We start from the raw sequence: 21,145 nt of genomic DNA, 5'->3' as shown, positions 1-21,145 counted from the left end.
GTATCCATATGCCACCCAGCGTTCCGCAACGTACGGGAAAAAAGGGATGGTCGCTACTTCCCAGCCGCTTGCGGCACAGGCAGGACTGGACATACTGAAAAAAGGGGGTAATGCCATTGATGCTGCGATCGCAACAGCTGCGTGCCTGACTGTTGTTGAGCCTACATCAAATGGAATCGGCGGAGACGCCTTTGCCCTTGTGTGGACAAAAGGAAAACTTCATGGATTAAATTCCAGCGGGCCGGCACCGCAGGGAATTTCTGCAGACGCTCTCAGACAAAAGGGATATGATAAGATTCCGAAGTTTGGCTGGGAGCCCGTCACTGTACCGGGAGCGCCTGCAGCTTGGGCCGAATTATCCCGCCGATTTGGCAAGCTTCCCCTTACCGAAGTCTTGAAGCCCGCCATTACATATGCAGAAGAAGGATATCCGGTTTCACCAGTTTTAGGGAAGTACTGGAAGAAGGGGTACGAGGCCTACAAGAAGGCGCAAAAGCAGAATGAATTTCAGAGCTGGTTTGATACCTTTGCGCCAAATGGAAGAGCTCCTGAAATCGGGGAAGTATGGCGTTCTCCGGGACATGCTGCTACGCTGAAGGAGATTGCTGAAACAGAGGCTGAATCGTTTTACCGGGGAAATATTGCCGATCAAATCAGTGCTGCTTCCGAAGCGGAGGGCGGATTTTTGAGAAAAGAAGATCTCACCGCTTTTTATCCGGAATGGGTAGAGCCAATCAAAGCAAACTATAAAGGGTATGAGATTTGGGAAATCCCTCCAAACGGACAGGGAATTGTCGCATTAATGGCATTAAATCTCTTAAAGGAGTATGATTTCCCTGAGGCGGAATCCGCAGAGCGTTATCACAAACAAATCGAAGCCATTAAGCTCAGCTTTATGGATGCCAAAAAATATGTAACAGATACTACCCATATGAAGGTGACCGCGGATGCTCTTTTGTCCGGGGAATATGCTGAGGAACGGCGTCAGCTGATCGGGGATGAAGCCCTTCTGCCTGAACCGGGTACACCGCCAAAGGGTGGAACGGTCTATCTGGCAGCGGCCGATGAAGAAGGAAATATGGTTTCTTTTATCCAAAGCAACTATATGGGCTTTGGTTCAGGGATTGTGGTTCCGGGTACTGGAATCGGCCTACAGAACAGAGGGCATGATTTTTCCCTGGATGAAGATCACCACAACTGCCTTCGACCGGGAAAAAGAACATACCATACAATCATCCCGGGTTTTCTGACCAAGGGTGAAAAACCCGTCGGCCCGTTCGGCGTGATGGGAGGATACATGCAGCCTCAGGGGCATGTCCAGGTCATAATGAATACCATTGATTTCGGTCTTAATCCACAGTCTTCGCTGGATGCACCAAGGTGGCAATGGATCGAAGGAAAAGAGGTTCTTCTCGAACGCTCAGTGCCGCAGCACATCGCGGAGGAGCTCGTTCGAAAAGGCCATGACGTAAAAGTTGCGACGGACGGCGGAGCTTTCGGTCGAGGACAGATGATCTGGAGAGATTCAGAAACCGGGGTCCTCACAGGAGGAACCGAAGGACGAACAGATGGAGCGGTAGCTGCCTGGTAGGAATATGTGTAAGGATTTGATGAAATGACATATCTTAATTTATTTATTGCCTTCTTTCGTTCTGGCATACTCGGATATGGAGGAGGACCTTCCTCCATACCGCTTGTCCACAAAGAAGTGGTAGGAAAGTTTAAATGGATGAATGATGAAGAATTTGGTGACGTCCTGGCGCTTGGAAATGCGCTTCCCGGGCCGATCAATACGAAGATGGCAGGCTATATCGGCTACCGTGTTGCCGGCATCCTGGGTATGCTCGTTGCTATCTTGTCATCTATACTGCCCACCATTATCCTCATGATTGTGCTTCTTACTTCATTGGCACAGTACAAGGACCAGCCATGGGTACAGGGAATGACGAAAGGTGTACTTCCTGTTGTGGCCGTGATGATGGCTGTGTTGACATGGCAGTTCTTTTCAAGCTCCAAAAAGGGCCTAGGCATGAAGCTCAGCGTGATCCATATTGTGGCCGGAGTGATTTTATTGCAGGTGCTAGGAGTTCATCCTGCTTTCCTCATTATCGCTCTGCTGGCGTTTGCACTATTGAAGCCGGATAAAAAGAAACAGGAAGAATCTGCTGAGGAAGCTAAGAGGGGAGAGGGTATGGGATGATTTTTTGGCATATCTTTCTCGCGTTCTTTATCCCGGGTATTTTGGGATACGGCGGCGGGCCTTCATCCATTCCATTGGTTGAAAATGAGGTGGTCGGACGTTACCACTGGATGACGGTGAATCAGTTTACCGAAGTCCTGGCACTTGGAAACGCGCTTCCCGGCCCAATTGCCACCAAGATGGCAGGCTACATTGGCTACATGCAGGGAGGCGTTCTCGGTTCGATCGTTGCCACGTTCGCAACGGTTGGTCCTTCATTATTTTTGATGATTGTGTTTCTCGGTGTGATTTATAAATACAAGGACTCACCGCGGGTGAAAAAAATGACCCTGTTTGTCAAACCGACGATCGCTGTACTCCTTGGCATTATGACGTACAACTTTTTCAAGGAATCGGTGGTTTCGTCCGGTTGGATACAGACAGCGGCCATTGCCCTTCTCAGTTTTTTGCTCATGGAAAGACTTAAGGTATCACCTGTTATCATTATCGTCGCCGCTATTGGCTATGGAGCCTTTTTTATGGCGTAAATCGAAAAAAGGACATTCTGCTCATACCAGAATGTCCTTTTTGTTATTATTTAACCGTTCTTGTGCTTCTCAGGATAATGGGCAGGATCGTCCCGGCAAGCACCAGCCCAAAAGCGATTGCTCCGGAAATTAAAAAGGTCTGGGAGCCAAGCTGGATCGCTTCATTATAATCATTTTCAACAAGCTGCCTCATCGTATCATATGCCCCGCCTCCAGGAACAAGGGGAATGATGCCCGAAACACTGAAGATAATGACAGGCATGCGGTACATTCTCGCGTAAAGATGGCTGATGGTGGCAACGACAAAAGAAGCGAGTGCGGTGGCCAGAACCAAATCAAACTGATTGTTGCCTGACATCCCTTCATAGATAAGCCATCCGATCATGCCGCAAATGCCTCCTGGTATCACCGCTTTTTTCGGTACATTAAATAGAATACCGAAGCCCGCTGAAGCAATAAAGCTGGTCCAAATGGCTTCAAAAATATGCATAGTGTTCCTCCTTACAGCGTTACAATAACAAAGGCGATGCCTGTTCCGATGGCGAAAGCCGTTAGCATGGCTTCTGCACCAAGGGAGATGCCGGAAACCAGATGGCCAGCCATCAGATCCCGTACGGCATTGGTGATCAAAACACCAGGGACAAGCGGCATGACAGCCCCGATAATAATTTTATCAAGCTGGCTTCCGACTCCGGTTGTTATGGCCACTTTTGCGACTAAACCGATAACAAAGGCAGCAAGCAGCTCAGAGAAAAAACGCACCGATATATAGCGTTTGACTGCCAAAAAAACAGTATAGCCTGCACCTCCGGCTACCATCGCCGGCATAAAATCACTCCAGCTGCCCTGAAACATGAGCGCAAAACAGCCGCTGACGAGAATAGCTGCCAAAATTTGCACCCAGGCTGAATAGGCCTCGGGTGTTTTTTCGATTTTTTTAAGTTCTTTTCTCGCTGTCTCCAAGGAAAGAGACTCACTCGCCACTTTTCTGGAAAGATCATTGACGAGGACCACTACATGCAAATCGGTTGAGCGGTCAACAATTCTTACAATCTTTGTATAATCCATGGTGCGTCCTTTTTCAAAGAGAGACAAAATGATTGCTGTTGGTGTAACAAAAACCTGTGCGGCGCTCATGCCGTAATTTTTTGCAAGACGGGTAATGGTATCTTCCACACGGTAGGTTTCTGCTCCGTTTTCAAGCATGAGCTTGCCCGCCAAAAGGCAGACTTCCATTACGTCTTCAATCTTATTCTGGGTCAATGTAAGTCCCCTTTCAGCAAATTAGTTCAATTGGTAGCGGTCGGTCTTTGTAAACTGGCGGCGGGCAAAGAGAACAGCCAGAGCAAACAAAAAGGCTGCAAACAAAAATTCTACACGGTTGCCAAGCTGGTAAAAAAGAGAACCGAAAATCGGGCCTGAAGCCATGCCCAGGTATCTGAAAAAATTATAGACACCAATCGCTGTTGCACGGTTTTGCGTAAAAGCCCGCGCAAGGAGCGTAGTCTGTACAGGAAGCGAGAGGCCGAGGCATAACCCGAACAGTGAGATGCTGATAATCAGCATCGTGAGTGACAACGGCGATAGAATCACGAATAAAACGGTGGCCAGGACATTTAATGACGAAGTAACCAACAAAAATGTTCTCGGGTTGCTTTTCTCCTGCAGTCGTCCTCCGGTAAAGCTGCCAATCACAAGAAAGAGGGACATGGGAAGAAAAACAAGGCCTTTTTGTCCTGCAGACAGCCCGTAAAACGAGGCTAAAAGATTAGGAAGAAAAACCAGGAAATTATAAAACGAATAGTATTGAATAAATCCAAGAAGGATGACTGCAAGCCCTGTCCGATCCTTTAAAACAATCGTAAAATCAGAAAAGCTAAAGCCCTTTTTTTGCGGGCCTTCTGGCTTGGTTTCCGGAAGTAGCTTGACATTGGCCAGAAACATGATCAGTCCCGTGCCTGTAAGCACCCAGAAAACTCCCTGATATCCAGTATACCCTCCAACAAAGCCGCCTACAACGGGGCCTATTACAGGTCCGAGCGTAACGAGAGTTTGAAAGGTTCCCATGGAGCGACCAAGAGCTTTCCCCTCAAACAAGTCTCCGATGACCGTTGTGGCCACCACCGAACCAGCTGCGATGCCCGCTGCCTGAACCGCACGGAAAAAGAGCAGAACCCAAATGGAAGTCGACAGGGCAGCACCTGCTGAAGCGACAATATAGAGTAAGATGGCCGGCAGCAATATTTTGCGGCGTCCGAGCTTATCTGTCAGCGGGCCGTATACCATCTGCATCATGGCCAGAACGAACGTGAAAATAGAGATCGTAAGGTTCACAACAAATCCGGAGGTCTGAAAATCACGCTGAATTTCAGGCAGGATCGGCGTGTAGATCGTTTGAGTGAACGGTCCAAAAAATGCAGCAAACCCTACACAATAAAGGATGATTTTTTTATTCAATGAACAAGTCCGCCTTTCAAGAAAAAAACGTTCCACGTATGCTATACATAGAAACAGCCTTTAACTATTCATTATATGTACTTTTCTTTTTCTCATTTTACACCTTTACGTACTTCCGGCAAAGAATAAATAACCTCTCTTTCGTTCAATCTAAACCATAGAAGTAACAGGCTTTAGAGGGCAGGTGAACCAATGAAGGACCATCAATGCAAGAACAACTCAAAGCCGGTAAATAGGGTAGCAGATGATAATCTGAGGGTTATTCAGTCTATCCTCCATGAAACAAGTGATTTAAAGAGCAGAAGGATTACCTATCAGGAGTCTGCAGGAATGATCATCTATCTGGAATCGATCGCGGATACTGAGAAAATACAGCAAAGCGTGATTGAACCCTTAAACAGGGCCATGGACAAAGCACAGCCGGTTGAGCAGGTAATTACGAATACGGAGCTTTCACTCATTGAAGAATTGCATAAGGGAGTTGGAAAACTTCTGAACGGTTCCTGTCTGTTAACCCTCGATGGGATGAGCAGTATGTATGCGGTGAATGTTACAAACCAATTGACGAGGACCCCCGAGGAACCATCCAACGAAAAGGTAGTCCGCGGATCCCATGAAGGATTCGTGGATAGTCTGACTCAAAATCTCGGATTGATCCGAAAGCGCCTTGAGAATGAAAATTTGGTGATTAAACAGTATGTAATGGGACAAACCTCCAATACAAAATTGGCCGTTGTCTATATGGATGATCTTGTGAATAAAGAAGTGCTGGCAGAGATATTCAGAAGAATTGAAGGGATATCGGTCGATATGGCGTTTAGCCCGGGCTATTTGGAAGAGTTTTTGGAGAACAAAACACTTTCCCCATTTCCGCAAATGCTGCCCACAGAGCGGCCGGACCGGACGATGGCTCATTTACTGGACGGAAGAGTTGCCGTCTTATCGGAGGGAAGTGCCACAGCTTTAATTTTGCCGGTTACGTTTCTTTCTTTTTTTCAGTCCCCTGATGATTTTAACAGCAGGGTGCTGTCCGGATCGTTTTTCCGGATGCTCAGAATGGTGAGCTTTCTTGTGGCCATGACGCTCCCAGCCGTGTATATCGCTATTATCGGTTTTCACTTTGAAATCCTTCCGAACGAATTAATCCTTCCGGTAAAAGCGTCATTGGAGGGAATACCGTTTCCACCGATTATTGAGGCATTTGTGATGGTGTTTACCATTGAACTCATACGGGAGGCGGGGGTCAGGCTTCCTACCCCAATTGGCCAGACCATCGGTATTGTGGGCGGTTTGGTCATCGGGGATGCGGTAGTGAGTGCGGGCTTTATTTCCAATGTCATGGTTATTGTGATCGCTGTGACGGCGGTTGCTTCATACACCGTACCCACTTATGAAATGGGATCTTCAATACGGATTTTGACCTTTCCGTTAATGATTGCCGCATCTCTTCTCGGCTTCCTCGGAATTGTTATGGGATTGATTGTGATTCTGCTTCATCTGTGCAAACTGGAATCTCTCGGCACACCATATTTTTCACCGTTTGCGCCACTGAACGTAAGTGGCCTGAAAGATGCCGTCATCCGTTTTCCGCTTTGGAAGATGAACAGCCGGGCCATGGATGCGCTGCCGCAGAACCGGAGGCAGCATAATTCAAAAGGATGGAAGAGAAAATGAAGCTGAAAAAAGAAGATACGATTACGTCCTTTCAATTCATTTTTCTTATCATTCAGGCACAAGTGGGTGTAGGGATCTTATCCATGCCGTTCAGCATTTACACGGAGGCGGGGCATGATGGCTGGATTTCCGTTTTAATAGGCGGCTGCGTGGTGCAGGTCCTGCTCATTTTGTTTTGGATCCTGATGAAACGGTTTCCGTCTATGACGCTGTATGAGATCCTGGATACCACGACTGGAATCTTCATAGGCAGCATTATCAAAGGCTTATATTTTATTTATTTTGTACTGGTAGGATCGAGCATTCTCTCTCTGTTTGCCGAGATGATCAATATATGGATCCTTCCGTTAACCCCGCGCTGGCTATTGATTGTTCTTATGGCGGGGATTGGAATTTATGCAGTAAGGGGACCGGTAAAGTTTTTAGCGCGATTTTATGTTTTTGTGTCCTTTATGCTGATCATTTTTGTGCTGCTTGTCATCTATTCCTTCTTTGAAGTCGATTACTTAAATATCCTTCCGATTGGACAAAAAGGCATTATGCCTATTATCAATGGAACAGAAAAGGCTCTTTTTTCAATGCTTGGTTTTGAGATGTATTTCATTGTGGCTCCTTATGTAAATTCCACGTCCATTAAAAAGCTGAAATCAGCCAGTATCTCAAATGCGGTGGTGACCATTTTTTATTCCTTTTTAACACTGATTTGCATTTTGTTTTTTGGACTCAATGAATTTAAACTTGTTCCTGAGCCGCTGCTATACATGATTAAATCGTTTTCGTTTAAAGTGCTGGAGAGGATTGATTTATTGTTTTTATCTCTTTGGATCGTGTCAGTTGCCACATCCTACATGGCCTATTTGTTCGCGGCATCAAGAGGGCTGATGTCGTATTCCAAAAAGAATAAAGAACACACCCCTTTTGTCCTTTATGCTGCCATTCCCTCTGTTCTCATTTCCCTGATTCCGGAGGGTGTTTATAAGATTGGCGAGTTCACAACGTTTGTTACGTATTTGAGTTATATCTTTGTATTTGGGCTGCCTGTTATGCTTTTACTTCTCTCTTTGCTTACTCATCGAAAGGAGAAACAGCAATCATGAAGACGTCGGAAATGAAAAAGAAATGGTTTCTCCTCGGTACACTGATAATGTTCATCGTGCTGCTCACCGGATGCTGGGACCAGCGCCTGATCAAGGAGTCCAGGCTGATTCTGGCGGCAGGGCTGGATCTTGAAGCAAATGGAAAAATTTTAGACACGGTTGTTTATCCGGTTGTAAACAAAGGCTCCAATGCTGTTTCAATGATAAGAAGTGTAGTCGTTTCTTCCACCGGAGTGACGACACGAGACGCCCGTTTTAATTTGGATAAAAAAGTTTCACAAATGTTTGATGCGTCCAGAAACCGGGTTTTTTTGTTCGGCGAAAAGCTGGCAAAAAAAGATATTTATTCAAGTCTGGATGTGATCTACAGAGATCCCAGAGGTTCGGTAAACGCAATGGTAGCGGTTGTAAAGGGAAGCGCGAAAAAAAGCCTGGAAATCCAGCCTCAGGATTCTACTCTTCTGGACATCTATTATCCTGAACTTCTCCGAAGCACAAGTGCAATCGGTTTATTTGAAATTGAAACCGTACAGTCCATTTGTACATTGATGTTCGAAGAAGGGAACGATTTTCTGCTTCCATACTTGAGGGTTAATGAAAAGCAGCAGCGTGCGGAAGTAATCGGCACAGCCATGTTTCATCACAACAAAATGACTGGAACTTTAACCGGAAAAGAATCGACCCTGCTGCTGCTCATGAATGGAGTGAAGCAGGATTATCCCCGGTTCACCTTTAAAATTGCTGATGAAAAAAGGGTAAAAGAACGAAATTACATCACAATTCTTGTCAATGATATTGAGCGGAAAATGAAAATAGATATATCTCCGGAACAGAAAGTCAGGGTTAAACTGGCATTGGAGATGGATGTTAACGTAAATGAACTGCCCATTGATCATCTGGACAGCGCCGCGAAAGCGAATGAATTTAATAAAACACTGACCAAAGAAATGAATGCCCTGGCTAAAAAAACCCTGGCAAAAATACAAAAAGCCAATTGCGATGAACTGAGAATCGGCAAGCGGATCCGTTCCTTTCACTATGCGGATTGGAAACAGATGAATTGGGAAAAGGATTACCGGAATATTTCCATAGAACCTGATATTAAAATAACGATTATACAGCACGGAATTATTAACTGACACACAAAAAAAGAAGAGCACCAATAGTGCCCTTCTTTTTTCTCACTGCTAACGGATTAGAAAACCCAGCCCCAGCAGCCGCATTGCTTTCTGCATTTGCAATGTTTCTTTTTCTTCTTCTTCTTTTTGTAGTAACAATAAGAGCTGGAAGAAGAGGAAGACTCGCATTTTTTATACTTTTTCTTCTTGCCGCCGTCGTGCTTGCCGCCATCATATGGTGGCTTACCGCCGTCGTGCTTGCCGCCGCCTTGTCCACCACCATCTAACAACTGGCTGTAATCAGCAGATTGTTTTTGGTAGTTAACAGAGTAGTTAACGTTTTTGGAGTAAGTTGGCGGAATGTGCGCCTTTTCTACACGATAGAATTTGCTAGAGCTAGAGCTGCTAGAGCTTTCATGCTTTTCGTGTTTTTCGTGCTTTGGTTCGTAGCCCATCAGAGCGTCCCCCTTGATTTAATTTCCAGAATTTCATTCCGGTTAAGATATCATATGAAGGGCTGCAAAAGGTGGACTAGACCCCTGTTCTATTTTTAAAAATATTTTTCAACTATAGCAATAAATCGTTATTCGACTAGCTGAAGAGCTTCTATTCCATGCGATTCCGGTTACGCAGTTCCTGAATCCATTTTTTCGCAAAGGAAATACCGAGCAAGATACTGGCAGCAATACCGGTTATCGTTACAAATAAGGCAAGATACTCAAAAAAACCATAAGAAGAGATCTTGCTCAATTTGATCGGGCTTTTTAACTGGTCAATCACCATGTTCATACCGTAGATGCCTGTAATCACTGTATAAATGGTTAAGATTGAAATAAGGTAGTTATTTCTTTTAGCAGCTTTCTGGTCCTGATATTGATAGAGGGTGGACAGGGTTTGTTTAACATCGTCATAAAGCTCTTGATTTTGGAATACCTCTTTCAGTTTAATAAAAATGTTTCTTCCCTGGCTTTGTGCAGCAAGCTCCAGAAAAAAGAAGCGTGCTGAAAAAAGAGTAATCTCCCCAATGAGCTTTTCCGTTTCATCGTTATCCTTCTCAAGGTGCACCCTTGAATACTGGTTGGACAAACGGAGGAGTACGATTTTATGAAAGAGATTCAGTAGCAAGCCGTAATAAAATTCCCCGTACATCTGATCAAGCCTGTTATCCCTCTCCACTCCTGTGGCATTGGTCATACAGCTGAATACATGCTCATCGACCAGATAATAGGTGTTTGGCGCCCAGCGTTGATACCCGTTGCTCATGCAATAATCATGTATAAATTCTTTATTGCTCGAACTGATTACAGGCTGACCGTCATCATTTAAACCATCAAGCTGTGATCCTCTGAATAAGTCGGTCTCTTCCAATTGAGCCCCTTCTTCAAATTGAAACAATGCCTGGACATACATTCGTTCATCAATAAAAAATGGCAATGATTCGAAATGGGACCCATTTACCTTATCAACATCAAGATAAGAGGTAAAGTCGGGGAGAAGAGCGTTAAAAATAAAGGTTTCTACATGCTGGTATGCTTCATTTTCATAGTCAACAACAGCCTCCCGGTCATCTCTTGTACGATTTTCAAGGACCCTGAAGCGTGCAGCAAATTCAATAGCCTCCGAATAGGAGATACCATCCTTCAAACTGACCCGCAACGTAATGAACCCCAGCTCAAACGGCAGGAGAAACACATCGATAGAATTAATGGTAAAAGGCACTTTGATGACATCAGAATTCAGTTCAGCCGTAATCCCTGTGGCTTTTGAATACCTTCGAAAGGCTAACCGGTGTTCTTTTTGCGGAAAAAGGACATCCGAAGTAAAAGGCAGGAAGTAATGCTCCAGCTCTTTATGAGAAATTTTATTGTTTCCGCCGTAATAGGCCTTTTCCTGTGTTTCGCTTTTTAAGGAAAAGAATTCATAGTCTTTTTGTTTTAAGTATTTGATCGCTTCCTCGGCACAATCCTCTTTCATGGAAAAAGGAAAAATAAAATGGAAATAGGAGGATTCCAAGGGAGGATCTTCTTTATTTAATACCTTTGCCATTCAAAATTCACCTCAATCTTCATTCTTCCCTAAAAGCAAGCTGCGATAACTTCCATTCTTTCTCAATACCTGCCATGAACGTAATGAACAAAACACTCATTATGTATAAAACACCTATCCAAACAAAACTCTTGTTATGATTAAGAAGTGTAAGCGCTGTTTTAAGCTGGACACAAAGAGCCAAGTAAAGAATAATCTGCTAAAATATAAACAATACAAACTAATGCTACGGTTGTTGAAAGAAGGATGTTATCCCTATGAAACAAAACAGTAATGATATAGCTCACATTTTACGTACCGCATTGATTGGGAGTGCTGGTGCACTCTTATTTTTATTCATACATAGCCCGCTGCCCTGGTTATTGGGATCGCTCACCGCAGTTGTACTGGCGAGGAGGTTCCTGAACATCCCATTGAGGTGGCCGGTTGGCTTCAGGCATACTGCCATTATATTTTTGGGAGCAATGCTCGGTACATCATTTACAACGGACACCATTAAAGAGATGGGGCTGCAGTTTCCATTTATGGCGGCAACCACAGTAATTACGGTGCTGTTTTGCCTGGTGCTGGCTTATTTTACGGTCAAACATATCAAAATTGATCTGGCCAGCAGCATATTTGGAAGTGTGCCTGGCGGAATGTCTCAAGTCGTTGTCATGAGTGAGGAGACAAATGAGGTTGATACCACCATTGTAGTCCTTATGCAGACGATCCGTTCGGTTTCTGTCATATTCTTTGTTCCATTTTTGACGATTCATGGGATAGGCGGCGACGCACGTCCGTCTGTGTCTCCGCATGTTAATAATGCCGGATCAGAAAGCTGGCTCCAATACGCTTTATTCGTGAGCATAGCACTCATTGGCGCGTGGGCGGGAAGAAAAGTGAAACTTCCTGCCGGGTTTTTGACCGGACCGCTCATTGCAGTCGCGCTAACCATGTTAACCGGGATTCATGCCCCGTATATCCCATCATATTTTTTAGTCATTGCCCAGGTTTGTTTGGGTATTCATATTGGGTGTCAGTTCAACCCTCAAATGGAGGGAAAGGTAAAGAAGCTTGGTTTTTATACAATTGGAAACAGCCTGCTCCTTGTTTTATTTTCACTCCTCATTGCCTATCTTCTTGCCAAATGGACACCGATGAATTTTACAACCGCATTTTTAAGTGCAGCACCCGGAGGAATTGCTGAAATGGGGGTAACTGCGTCAACCGTTCATGCAGATCTTTCCATGGTAACCAGTTATCAGCTGTTTCGTATCTTTTTCATCATGTTTGCGGTATTGCCTTTCGCTCAATGGGGCGTAAGGAAGTGGAAGAAGCTGGCGAAAACGGCATAAAAAAGCTTGAAGAGTCATCAGACGATGATTTCTTCAAGCTTTTTTTTCTGTTCGTTCGATTGGCAGGATCAAGCCGTTTTTTGTTCCGCATCGGATGAACGTCTCTTTCTTTGCCAAAGGGAGACAACCAGGTAAAGAACAAGGAATAATCCCATAAATAAGGCGGAAATGCGGTACATACCTGAATAATTGGCATGCATGGCAATCGCGCCAAGCAGCATGGAGCCGGCAGCAACACCAAGGTCCAGAGAATTAAAGAACATGCTGTTGGCAAGGCCGCGCTGTTCAACAGGAACTTCTTTAATCATCCATGCCTGAATGGATGGCTGGATCATTCCGTAGCCAAGACCATAAAGCATTGCAGCTAAAATAATATAAAGTGTGGAATCAGCGAGTGACAGGGTCACGAGTCCGCCCATCGTAAAGACAGCTCCTGCAACCATGATGCCAAAGTGGCCTTTACTGTCAAAGATTCTTCCGGAAAACGGACGGATAAGAAAAATTGCCAGCGCATTAAATAAAAAGAAGCTGCCGATGTGGGAAAGGTGAGCCTGTTTTCCATATAGTGCAAGAAAGCTCAATAAACCTCCGTAGGTCACGGAAAGCAGCAAATTCAACAATCCCGGTAAAGCAATCTTCTTTAACACGGCACCGGTATTCTTTTTCGATGAGGAAGAAGCAGCAGGTGATCCGGCTGGAGACAAGTCCACTGAACGATTGGCAAATGCGAGCGGGAAAATAAGAATGAGTACGAGCGAACCTGCAGCAGTCAACGTTCCGAAACCGAAGCTTCCAAGCAAAGAAAGGCCGATGATTGGGCCAATGGACATGGCCAGACTGGTGGAGAGACCGAAATATCCAATCCCTTCACCCATTCGGCGAGGTGGAATAACATGTGCGGCCATGGTAGGCAGTGTCGTGCTTGCCAACCCGAAACCAACGCCAAAAAGTACACGCATTACAAGAAGAAGGGCGATCGAACCGCACCAATAGTAACCGGCAGTTGCCAATAAAGCAATGGCGGCGCCAGTGTACAGAATGATGGATACCTTTCCTTTTCGCAGGATACCTGCTGCAAAAAAACGTGTAGCGATGGCTGATAAAGCAAAAAGGCTCGTTACAAGACTGACTGTAAAATCACTGGCTTGAAACGCATCCTTTGTATAAACAGGGAACGAGGGAAGAAGCATTTGGAGGTTAAGAAATAAAAGCAGGTTACACAGGGTAATCAGAATAAATTCCTTGCTCCACAATTTTTCTTGATGGGTATTCAATAAACATTACTCCTTACTATTCATCGCTGCATCAATGTTTTCATTCATTTGGTGCAGCCATTGTTTTAATTGTTCAATCTGATTTGGCGCCAATCCGCCAATTACTTCATTCATGGTGCTTTCTTCAATTGGGGCAATCTGTTCAGTGATCTCCTTTCCTTTTTCGGAAAGGGAAACAATAAAGGCACGGCGGTCGTTCTCGCTCATTTGTTTTTGAATCAAGCCTTTTTTTATAAGCAGGTCCAGTATTCTGGCTGTTGTCGGCTGGTCCTTTGCCGTTCGGCGCGCCAGTTCTTTCTGATTGATGCCCCCGCTTTTATGCAATTGATACAGAACGGACCATTGCTCAGGTGTCACGTCATATTCGCGAAAGCGATGCATAAGCAAATGAATGATTTTTCGGCTTGTCTGGTTCATCAAAAAGCCAATGGAAACATGCTGATTTGGAGAATCCATCATCTTGAAATTTCCTTTCTTAACAAAATACTTGTCACAACAACTATAAGTATAACATGCGAATTGGAAAATACAAGACAGAAAAAACCTCCGCAGGAACTCCTGCGGAGGCGATAGGGTCAGACCCATTTATATATAAGTTTTTGATAGGTTTTATCTGCCGGTTTTTCAGTATCAGGGTAAATATCGATAATCATCATCTTCTCGCCATCAATGTTTTTTTCGAAGGATTCCCCAATCCATACTTTCATTTTTTTGTACTTCCAAAATCATTTTGAATCGCAAGCAGGGAGGTCCGGGAACAAAGGTCAATATTTACTCCTTGCTTCTGGAGTTTTTCAATAAGCTCCTTTAGTTTTTTTGTCATCGTCTCATTCCTTTTTATTAGAATTAAAGTCAATGGTTTGCTCAATTGTTTTATCGTGCTGCCCGTCATTTCTTATCACACTCTTAGTATAACGGGTGCAAGTCGTTTTAGTTGACTTTTGAAAAAAATCACACAACTATCTTATTCGGTTCTAAAAAAGAACCAGATAAAAAATGTTGACCTGCCTGTATATACAAGTTACAATGAAAAACGTAAGACATGTATATACAAGTTTCGCATTGAATGAAAGCGATTAAATAATGGAAAACCGTTGGAAACACTCTTTAAAAAAGAGAAGCTTTGGACAAAGTAACGCTGTACAGAGCTTTTTTAAAAAAAGATGATGTAAACGGTAACAAGGGGGAAGTCAGTATGGATATCAGGCAGACAGCGGAACAAATCGCAGAAGCTGTAGGCAGTGAAAATATTGCAGCAGCGACACATTGTGTAACGCGGCTTCGCTTTGCGCTGAATGATGAATCTAAGGTAGATAAAGAAAAACTGGAGAACATTGATGCTGTTAAAGGATCATTCTCCACTAACGGTCAGTTTCAGGTTGTAATTGGCCAGGGAACTGTGGACAAGGTGTATAACGAACTGGTTGATGTTACCGGTATTGGTACTTCTACAAAAGAAGACATCAAAAATGCGGCCGAAAAGAAACTAAATCCTCTTCAAAAGGCAGTTAAAACGTTAGCTGATATTTTTATCCCGATTCTGCCTGCCATTGTAACGGCCGGTCTATTAATGGGGATTAATAACATCCTTACAGGCCCCGGGATTTTCTATGATGGCAAATCGTTTGTTGATGTAAATACAGCATGGAAAGATTTTGCTGATATGATCAATGTAATCGCCAATACGGCTTTTGCGTTCCTGCCTGCACTGATTGGCTGGTCCGCCGTCAAAAAGTTTGGCGGCAACCCATTGCTTGGTATTGTACTGGGATTGATGCTTGTGCATCCAAGCCTTCTGAATGCATGGGATTATGGTAAAGCGCTTGAGGCGGGAAAAGTGCCGCACTGGAATTTATTCGGACTTGAAATTCAAAAGGTTGGCTACCAGGGACAGGTTCTGCCTGTATTGCTGGCATCCTATGTATTGGCTAAAATGGAAGTGTTTTTAAAGAAAAAGATTCCTGATGCTTTTCAATTGCTCATCGTGGCTCCTGTCGCACTGCTAGTTACAGGTTTCCTTTCCTTTATTGTGATTGGTCCAATCACGTTTGGAATTGCAAACTGGCTTACAGATGGACTGGTTGGGATTTTTGATCATTTTGCGGCAGTCGGCGGCTTAATTTATGGCGGAGTTTACGCCTTGCTGGTTGTAACAGGTATGCATCATACCTTCCTGGCAGTTGACCTTCAGCTGATCGGCAGCAAAGGCGGAACCTTCTTATGGCCGATGCTTGCTCTTTCCAACATTGCTCAAGGTTCTGCAGCGCTGGCAATGATGTTTCTTTCAAAGGATGAAAAAGTTAAAGGTTTATCCTTTACTTCAGCGATATCCGCTTATCTTGGAATAACCGAACCCGCACTATTTGGTGTAAACTTGCGATTCAGGTTTCCATTTATCTGTGCGATTATTGGTTCAGCGATCGCCGGGGTTTTCATTACAGTAAATAAAGTAATGGCTTCCTCCATCGGTGTAGGCGGTATACCTGGCTTTCTATCCATCTTCCCTGACAAATGGGGTCCGTTCTTTATCGGCATGGCAATCGCCATTGTGGTACCATTCGTACTCACGTATTTGTTTGGAAGAGTGAAAAAAGTAAATTAATTGACATGCGAGCTGGCTCTGATGATTTTGAGCCGGCTTGACATATTTTTAAATCATGTAAGGCGGTGGCAATATGGAACAACCATGGTGGAAAAAGTCGGTCGTGTATCAGATATATCCTAAAAGCTTTAAGGATACGACCGGCAACGGAACAGGCGATATCAATGGGATTATTGAAAAGCTCGATTATTTGAAGCTTCTTGGAGTCGATGTGATCTGGCTCACCCCGATCTATGAATCACCACAAAAAGATAATGGCTATGACATCAGTGACTATTACCAGATTTATGAACAATATGGTTCCATGGAGGATTTTGAGAGACTGCTGTCAGAAGCCCATCAGCGGGATATTAAAATCATCATGGATATTGTGGTCAACCATACCTCAACCGAGCATGCCTGGTTTAAGAAAGCAAGCTCATCCAAGGACAACGAATTCAGGGATTTTTACATCTGGAAGGACAAGCCGAACAACTGGAAATCCAAATTTGGCGGGTCAGCATGGAAATATGATGAAGAGACCGGTCAATATTACCTCCATCTTTTTGATGTAACACAAGCAGATTTGAACTGGGAAAATGAAAAGGTCCGTGAAAAGGTTTATGAGATGATGAACTTCTGGTTTGATAAAGGCGTGGATGGCTTCAGGCTGGATGTCATCAATCTGATTTCCAAAAACCAGGAATTCCCTGATGATGACGGCTCCATAAAGCCTGGGGACGGCCGCAGATTTTATACGGACGGACCCAGGGTTCATGAGTATTTGCAGGAAATGAACAGAGAAGTCTTTTCCAAGCATGAAAGTTTGACTGTCGGAGAAATGTCTTCTACATCGATCGATCATTGCATTCAGTATTCCAATCCTGAAAGCAAAGAGCTGAGCATGACGTTTAATTTTCATCACCTGAAAGTGGATTATCCTGAAGGCGAAAAATGGGCACTCGCAGATTTTGATTTTACGGCATTGAAACGCATTTTATCTCTGTGGCAAATCAGAATGCATGAGGGAGGAGGCTGGAACGCCCTTTTCTGGTGCAACCATGATCAGCCGAGAATTGTTTCCCGCTATGGAAATGATGGAGAGTTCAGAGAAGAATCAGCTAAAATGCTGGCTACTGTCATTCATTGCATGCAGGGAACTCCTTATATTTACCAAGGAGAAGAGTTTGGGATGACGAATCCCGGTTTTGAGCATATTGATGACTACCGGGATGTTGAAAGCTTAAATATTTATAACGAATTAACAGCCGCAGGAATGAGTGAGGAAAAAGTCCTGGCCATCCTGAAACAAAAATCCAGGGACAATTCACGTACTCCGGTTCAGTGGAATTCCACAGAAAATGCGGGGTTCACAACAGGAACTCCGTGGATTAATGTGGCAGGAAATTATAAGGAAATTAATGCGGAAAAGGCAGTGCAGGATAAGAATTCAGTGTTCAGCCATTATCAGCAATTAATTTCTTTGAGAAAAACAATGGATATTTTCACCGATGGAGATTATCAATGGATTGACGAAGAACATCCCTCCATTTTTGCGTTTACAAGGAACACCGAAAATGAAAGCTTGCTGGTGGTCAGTAACTTTTACGGAAAGGATGCGGAATGGGTTCTTCCAGAGGCAATGGAATCTGCCCGGGATAAAGCAACCGTTCTGTTATCCAACTATGAGGATTCGCCAACACTTGAAAAAACAGTACTAAGACCCTACGAATCCATTGTTTATCATATAAAAAACTAGTGATAGAATAATCTTGGTGGTAAACATGAAAACAAATAAATACCTGATGATCTATCAGGAAATCTCAGAACAGATTGAAAGAGGAGAATGGGCTCCAGGGGTGCAATTGCCTTCAGAGAACGAGCTTTCTGAGCGATATGAAACCTCCCGTGAAACCATCAGAAAGGCATTAACGCTTTTGGCGCAAAGAGGTTTTATTCAAAAAATCCGAGGGAAGGGCTCTGTTGTACTCGAATTAGCTAAATTTGATTTTCCGGTATCCGGACTTGTCAGCTTTAAGGAAATCGCATTAAAATCCGGAAAATCCTGGAGAACAGAAGTCCATGAGCTGGATGTGATTGCACCTGACCGCTTCCTGCAGCAGCAGCTGAAAGTAAAGAAAGAAGACCTGATCTGGAAAGTAACAAGAGTAAGGGAAATGAATGGTGAGAAGATTATTCTCGACAAGGACTTCTTTAACAAGCACTATGTAACAGAGCTAACCTATGAGGTTTGCGAAAACTCGGTTTATGAATATATAGAAAACGAGTTAGGGTTGACCATCAGCTTTGCTAAAAAAGAAATTGTGGTGGAACAGCCAACGGAAGAAGACCGTTCACTGTTGTCTCTCGATGGTTTTCATAACATTGTCGTGGTGAAAAATCATGTCTATTTGGATGATGCAAGTTTGCTTCAATATACGGAATCCAGGCACCGCCCCGACAAATTCCGCTTTGTTGACTTTGCCAGGAGAAACCATTAATTCTTCCAGACAATGTGTAGCCATTGTCTGGATTTTTTTACTGGTGCCAGACCATGTCCGGAGGTTTGTTTTCTGTAAAACCTGAAAAAGTGTTAGAATAGGAAAGGATACTCGGAAACAGAGGAGGGTAAACATTGACTATTGAACATGATTTACAGGAATTTATCCTGCGTAACAACGATCCATTAAGCAATGAATGGATGAAGCTGCAGGAGAAAAAGTTTACAGCATATACGTCTTCAACAGAAGATACAAGCAGTGAAAGATTAAATCAAAATCGAATGTTTAACCAAATCATCGCCGGCATTTTTGTAAGTGACAATGTGAATTTTTCAGCATGGTCCGAACAAGTGGCTGTAAAACGGGCGAATCGGGATATACCGCTTCATGAAACGCTCGAGAACTTTAAAAATTACAGAGTCGTCTTCTGGGAATGGATTATGAAGTTCGTCCGCGAAAATGAGGATGCCATTTCCTTGGAAGTGTTGGGAGAATGGAGCAGAAAAGTGAACAGCAGCTTCGATCATGTAATCGAGCTTTTCACGATTTATTTTCAACAGGTCAGTGATGCCCGGCTTCAATCCCAGCAGCAGATGATTGTGGAGCTGAGTGCTCCGATCATTCCGGTTTACTCGAAGATCGGTGTGTTGCCTTTAGTCGGTGAAATTGACACCTATCGCGCTCAAATGATCAAAGAGAGCAGCCTGGACAAGTCCACAGAATTAAAACTGGAGCATTTGATTATCGACCTTTCCGGTGTGCCGATCATGGACACAATGGTCGCCAATGAGCTTTTTCAGGTTGTACGGGCACTGGCTCTGCTTGGTATTCAAACGACGGTTACTGGTATTCGTCCGGAGATTGCCCAGACGGCAGTCCAGCTCGGAATTGATTTTTCCAACATTTCAACCTACGCCCATTTAAGCCAGGCGCTTCCGGTTATAGTAAAAGAACAACAACTGTCATAACAGTTTCCCTTATTAACCACCTTTTTTATAGAGGTGGTTTTTGTTTTGAGCCAAAACCGTATTCAAGGATAAAGCAGGGCGGATTGGGGGTAGTATAAGCTTATGTGCTCAAAAAGGACGCTTGAGGAGGTTACATTTTGAAGTATGCTATCTTTCTTTTAGGCCTGGCAGTGGTTTTCGTGCTTGCCTTTCTCGTCAGCAATAACCGCCGCCAGATTAAGTACAAGCCCATTCTGATCATGCTGGTCCTGCAGATCGGACTAACGTATCTTTTATTAAATACAGGGATCGGCCTGGTTCTTATAAGAGGCATCGCCAGTTTGTTTGAAAAACTGTTGGGTTATGCAGCTGATGGGGTTGATTTTGTTTTTGGCGGGATTGCAAATAAAGGAGCCATGCCGTTCTTCTTTAATGTGCTGCTTCCGATTGTGTTTATATCGGTATTAATCGGGATTGCCCAGCATTTACGAATACTTCCCGTTATTATCAAATGGGTTGGCTGGCTGTTGAGCAAGATAAATGGTTTGGGACGGCTCGAATCGTATAACGCCGTAGCATCCGCCGTTTTTGGACAATCAGAAGTCTTTATCTCCGTGAAAAAGCTGCTGGGACATATGCCGCAGCACCGGCTGTATACGCTGTGTACCTCGGCCATGTCAACGGTGTCCGCCTCCATTCTGGGCGCGTATATGACACTGATTGACCCGAAATATGTGGTAACCGCCCTTATGCTTAACCTGCTTGGCGGCTTTATTATCGTAAATATTATCAATCCCTATGAAATAAAACCGGAAGAAGATATCATTGAAATCCAGGAAGAAAAACAGACGTTTTTTGAAATGCTTGGAGAATACATCATGGACGGGTTTAAAGTTGCCATTATTGTCGGCGCGATGCTGATTGGGTTTGTCGCCCTTATCAGTGCCATCAACGATGTATTCAACATGGCGTTCGGCATTACCTTTCAAAAGCTGCTCGGTTATGTATTTGCGCCATTTGCTTTTATTGTGGGTGTTCCTTCATCAGAAATTGTTCCTGCAGGCACAATCATGGCGACCAAGCTTGTATCGAATGAGTTTGTAGCCATGCTGGACCTTGCAAAAATCAAAGGGCTGTCAGAGAGAACGTTAGGCATCGTTTCCGTGTTCCTTGTTTCATTCGCAAACTTTTCTTCCATTGGTATTATCACAGGGGCAGTAAAAGGACTGCATGAGCAGAAGGGGAATGAAGTAGCAAAGTTTGGACTCAAATTGTTGTACGGTGCGACGCTTGTCAGCCTTTTATCGGCCGCAGTAGTCGGGGTCATGCTTTAAGAAAGTGAAGAAAAAGAGGTGAACTGCAGAGTTCATCTTTTTTTTTGCAAAA

Annotated in this window: 20 protein-coding genes; 12 read left to right on the top strand and 8 right to left on the bottom strand. The window is 44.0% G+C overall.

What is annotated here, in order from left to right; translation table 11 throughout:
* Positions 1 to 46 precede the first annotated feature (46 nt).
* The 3 genes from QYB97_RS14445 to QYB97_RS14435 are packed head-to-tail and all read left to right on the top strand — an operon-like array spanning position 47 to position 2,727.
* Complete coding sequence (locus QYB97_RS14445) at positions 47 to 1,591, top strand: gamma-glutamyltransferase family protein (RefSeq protein WP_301166803.1); 1,545 nt, start codon at positions 47 to 49, stop codon at positions 1,589 to 1,591.
* A 24-nt stretch (positions 1,592 to 1,615) separates the two neighbouring features.
* The gene (locus QYB97_RS14440; RefSeq protein WP_301166709.1) at positions 1,616 to 2,200 is read left to right on the top strand and encodes a chromate transporter; all 585 of its coding nucleotides are present in this window, start codon (positions 1,616 to 1,618) and stop codon (positions 2,198 to 2,200) included.
* A complete protein-coding gene (locus QYB97_RS14435) occupies positions 2,197 to 2,727 on the top strand; it encodes a chromate transporter (protein ID WP_301166708.1) in 531 nt (176 codons plus the stop codon). The genes QYB97_RS14440 and QYB97_RS14435 overlap by 4 nt, the downstream gene beginning before the upstream one ends.
* Positions 2,728 to 2,773: 46 nt before the next feature.
* Here the strand turns inward: QYB97_RS14435 and QYB97_RS14430 are convergent, their stop codons facing one another.
* Genes QYB97_RS14430 through QYB97_RS14420 form a run of 3 tightly spaced genes read right to left on the bottom strand, consistent with a single transcriptional unit; the run spans position 2,774 to position 5,184 of the window.
* On the bottom strand, positions 2,774 to 3,217 hold the full coding sequence (locus tag QYB97_RS14430; RefSeq protein ID WP_301166707.1) for a threonine/serine exporter family protein: 444 nt from the start codon (positions 3,215 to 3,217) through the stop codon (positions 2,774 to 2,776).
* An 11-nt stretch (positions 3,218 to 3,228) separates the two neighbouring features.
* Entirely contained in the window at positions 3,229 to 3,963 is a 735-nt protein-coding gene (locus QYB97_RS14425) for a threonine/serine exporter family protein (RefSeq protein WP_425589809.1), read from the bottom strand.
* 48 nt (positions 3,964 to 4,011) lie between these two features.
* Positions 4,012 to 5,184, bottom strand: a complete 1,173-nt coding sequence (locus QYB97_RS14420; RefSeq protein WP_301166705.1) for an MFS transporter — start codon at positions 5,182 to 5,184, stop codon at positions 4,012 to 4,014.
* A 192-nt stretch (positions 5,185 to 5,376) separates the two neighbouring features.
* Between QYB97_RS14420 and QYB97_RS14415 the strand changes: the two genes are divergently transcribed.
* From QYB97_RS14415 to QYB97_RS14405, 3 genes are read left to right on the top strand one after another with little or no spacing between them, the layout of a single operon-like run.
* The gene (locus QYB97_RS14415) at positions 5,377 to 6,858 is read left to right on the top strand and encodes a spore germination protein (RefSeq protein WP_301166704.1); all 1,482 of its coding nucleotides are present in this window, start codon (positions 5,377 to 5,379) and stop codon (positions 6,856 to 6,858) included.
* Complete coding sequence (locus tag QYB97_RS14410) at positions 6,855 to 7,955, top strand: GerAB/ArcD/ProY family transporter (protein WP_301166703.1); 1,101 nt, start codon at positions 6,855 to 6,857, stop codon at positions 7,953 to 7,955. Before QYB97_RS14415 ends, QYB97_RS14410 begins: the two co-directional genes overlap by 4 nt.
* Complete coding sequence (locus QYB97_RS14405) at positions 7,952 to 9,094, top strand: Ger(x)C family spore germination protein (protein WP_301166702.1); 1,143 nt, start codon at positions 7,952 to 7,954, stop codon at positions 9,092 to 9,094. Before QYB97_RS14410 ends, QYB97_RS14405 begins: the two co-directional genes overlap by 4 nt.
* Positions 9,095 to 9,150: 56 nt before the next feature.
* On the opposite strand, the gene QYB97_RS14400 is transcribed toward QYB97_RS14405, so the two are convergent.
* On the bottom strand, positions 9,151 to 9,528 hold the full coding sequence (locus QYB97_RS14400; protein WP_301166701.1) for a hypothetical protein: 378 nt from the start codon (positions 9,526 to 9,528) through the stop codon (positions 9,151 to 9,153).
* A 151-nt stretch (positions 9,529 to 9,679) separates the two neighbouring features.
* Positions 9,680 to 11,119 carry a magnesium transporter CorA family protein gene (locus QYB97_RS14395; protein WP_301166700.1) on the bottom strand — a complete coding sequence of 480 codons (1,440 nt, stop codon included), beginning with the start codon at positions 11,117 to 11,119 and terminating at the stop codon, positions 9,680 to 9,682.
* Between the two features lie 257 nt (positions 11,120 to 11,376).
* On the opposite strand from QYB97_RS14395, the gene QYB97_RS14390 reads away from it, so the two are divergent.
* Entirely contained in the window at positions 11,377 to 12,456 is a 1,080-nt protein-coding gene (locus QYB97_RS14390) for an AbrB family transcriptional regulator (RefSeq protein WP_301166699.1), read from the top strand.
* A gap of 68 nt (positions 12,457 to 12,524) precedes the next feature.
* Here the strand turns inward: QYB97_RS14390 and QYB97_RS14385 are convergent, their stop codons facing one another.
* The 3 genes from QYB97_RS14385 to QYB97_RS14375 form a co-directional block, all read right to left on the bottom strand.
* The gene (locus tag QYB97_RS14385) at positions 12,525 to 13,730 is read right to left on the bottom strand and encodes an MFS transporter (RefSeq protein ID WP_301166698.1); all 1,206 of its coding nucleotides are present in this window, start codon (positions 13,728 to 13,730) and stop codon (positions 12,525 to 12,527) included.
* 6 nt (positions 13,731 to 13,736) lie between these two features.
* Positions 13,737 to 14,189 (bottom strand): MarR family winged helix-turn-helix transcriptional regulator, encoded by a 453-nt coding sequence (locus QYB97_RS14380; RefSeq protein ID WP_301166697.1) that lies wholly within the window; start codon positions 14,187 to 14,189, stop codon positions 13,737 to 13,739.
* Positions 14,190 to 14,305: 116 nt separating this feature from the next.
* Positions 14,306 to 14,437, bottom strand: a complete 132-nt coding sequence (locus tag QYB97_RS14375; protein ID WP_301166696.1) for a hypothetical protein — start codon at positions 14,435 to 14,437, stop codon at positions 14,306 to 14,308.
* Positions 14,438 to 14,925: 488 nt separating this feature from the next.
* On the opposite strand from QYB97_RS14375, the gene treP reads away from it, so the two are divergent.
* From treP to QYB97_RS14350, 5 genes are all read left to right on the top strand, one after another.
* A complete protein-coding gene (gene treP, locus QYB97_RS14370) occupies positions 14,926 to 16,332 on the top strand; it encodes a PTS system trehalose-specific EIIBC component (RefSeq protein WP_301166695.1) in 1,407 nt (468 codons plus the stop codon).
* 73 nt (positions 16,333 to 16,405) lie between these two features.
* Positions 16,406 to 18,070 (top strand): alpha,alpha-phosphotrehalase, encoded by a 1,665-nt coding sequence (gene treC / locus QYB97_RS14365; RefSeq protein WP_301166694.1) that lies wholly within the window; start codon positions 16,406 to 16,408, stop codon positions 18,068 to 18,070.
* Between the two features lie 25 nt (positions 18,071 to 18,095).
* A complete protein-coding gene (gene treR / locus QYB97_RS14360) occupies positions 18,096 to 18,812 on the top strand; it encodes a trehalose operon repressor (protein ID WP_301166693.1) in 717 nt (238 codons plus the stop codon).
* A 134-nt stretch (positions 18,813 to 18,946) separates the two neighbouring features.
* Positions 18,947 to 19,780 carry an STAS domain-containing protein gene (locus QYB97_RS14355; protein WP_301166692.1) on the top strand — a complete coding sequence of 278 codons (834 nt, stop codon included), beginning with the start codon at positions 18,947 to 18,949 and terminating at the stop codon, positions 19,778 to 19,780.
* A 137-nt stretch (positions 19,781 to 19,917) separates the two neighbouring features.
* Positions 19,918 to 21,093: a NupC/NupG family nucleoside CNT transporter gene (locus tag QYB97_RS14350; protein WP_301166691.1), complete on the top strand. Its 1,176-nt coding sequence runs from the start codon at positions 19,918 to 19,920 to the stop codon at positions 21,091 to 21,093.
* The last annotated feature ends 52 nt before the right edge of the window (positions 21,094 to 21,145 follow it).

Origin of the sequence: Fictibacillus fluitans, assembly GCF_030418125.1 — a bacterium.
In the GTDB taxonomy this organism is placed as follows: domain Bacteria; phylum Bacillota; class Bacilli; order Bacillales; family Fictibacillaceae; genus Fictibacillus_C; species Fictibacillus_C fluitans.
Note: the sequence above shows the minus strand (reverse complement) of the source record. Positions and strands in the feature narration are given on the sequence as shown.

Excerpts from the sequence above, each read along its gene's own strand:
- QYB97_RS14430 (WP_301166707.1), bottom strand. The coding sequence starts at position 3,217 with ATGCATATTTTTGAAGCCATTTGGACCAGCTTTATTGCTTCAGCGGGC.
- QYB97_RS14380 (WP_301166697.1), bottom strand. The coding sequence starts at position 14,189 with ATGATGGATTCTCCAAATCAGCATGTTTCCATTGGCTTTTTGATGAAC.
- QYB97_RS14425 (WP_425589809.1), bottom strand. The coding sequence starts at position 3,963 with ATGGAAGTCTGCCTTTTGGCGGGCAAGCTCATGCTTGAAAACGGAGCA.
- QYB97_RS14395 (WP_301166700.1), bottom strand. The coding sequence starts at position 11,119 with ATGGCAAAGGTATTAAATAAAGAAGATCCTCCCTTGGAATCCTCCTAT.
- QYB97_RS14440 (WP_301166709.1), top strand. The coding sequence starts at position 1,616 with ATGACATATCTTAATTTATTTATTGCCTTCTTTCGTTCTGGCATACTC.
- treC (WP_301166694.1), top strand. The coding sequence starts at position 16,406 with ATGGAACAACCATGGTGGAAAAAGTCGGTCGTGTATCAGATATATCCT.
- treR (WP_301166693.1), top strand. The coding sequence starts at position 18,096 with ATGAAAACAAATAAATACCTGATGATCTATCAGGAAATCTCAGAACAG.
- QYB97_RS14445 (WP_301166803.1), top strand. The coding sequence starts at position 47 with ATGGTCGCTACTTCCCAGCCGCTTGCGGCACAGGCAGGACTGGACATA.
- QYB97_RS14390 (WP_301166699.1), top strand. The coding sequence starts at position 11,377 with ATGAAACAAAACAGTAATGATATAGCTCACATTTTACGTACCGCATTG.
- QYB97_RS14405 (WP_301166702.1), top strand. The coding sequence starts at position 7,952 with ATGAAGACGTCGGAAATGAAAAAGAAATGGTTTCTCCTCGGTACACTG.
- QYB97_RS14375 (WP_301166696.1), bottom strand. The coding sequence starts at position 14,437 with ATGAAAGTATGGATTGGGGAATCCTTCGAAAAAAACATTGATGGCGAG.
- QYB97_RS14415 (WP_301166704.1), top strand. The coding sequence starts at position 5,377 with ATGAAGGACCATCAATGCAAGAACAACTCAAAGCCGGTAAATAGGGTA.
- QYB97_RS14435 (WP_301166708.1), top strand. The coding sequence starts at position 2,197 with ATGATTTTTTGGCATATCTTTCTCGCGTTCTTTATCCCGGGTATTTTG.
- QYB97_RS14400 (WP_301166701.1), bottom strand. The coding sequence starts at position 9,528 with ATGGGCTACGAACCAAAGCACGAAAAACACGAAAAGCATGAAAGCTCT.
- QYB97_RS14410 (WP_301166703.1), top strand. The coding sequence starts at position 6,855 with ATGAAGCTGAAAAAAGAAGATACGATTACGTCCTTTCAATTCATTTTT.
- treP (WP_301166695.1), top strand. The coding sequence starts at position 14,926 with ATGGATATCAGGCAGACAGCGGAACAAATCGCAGAAGCTGTAGGCAGT.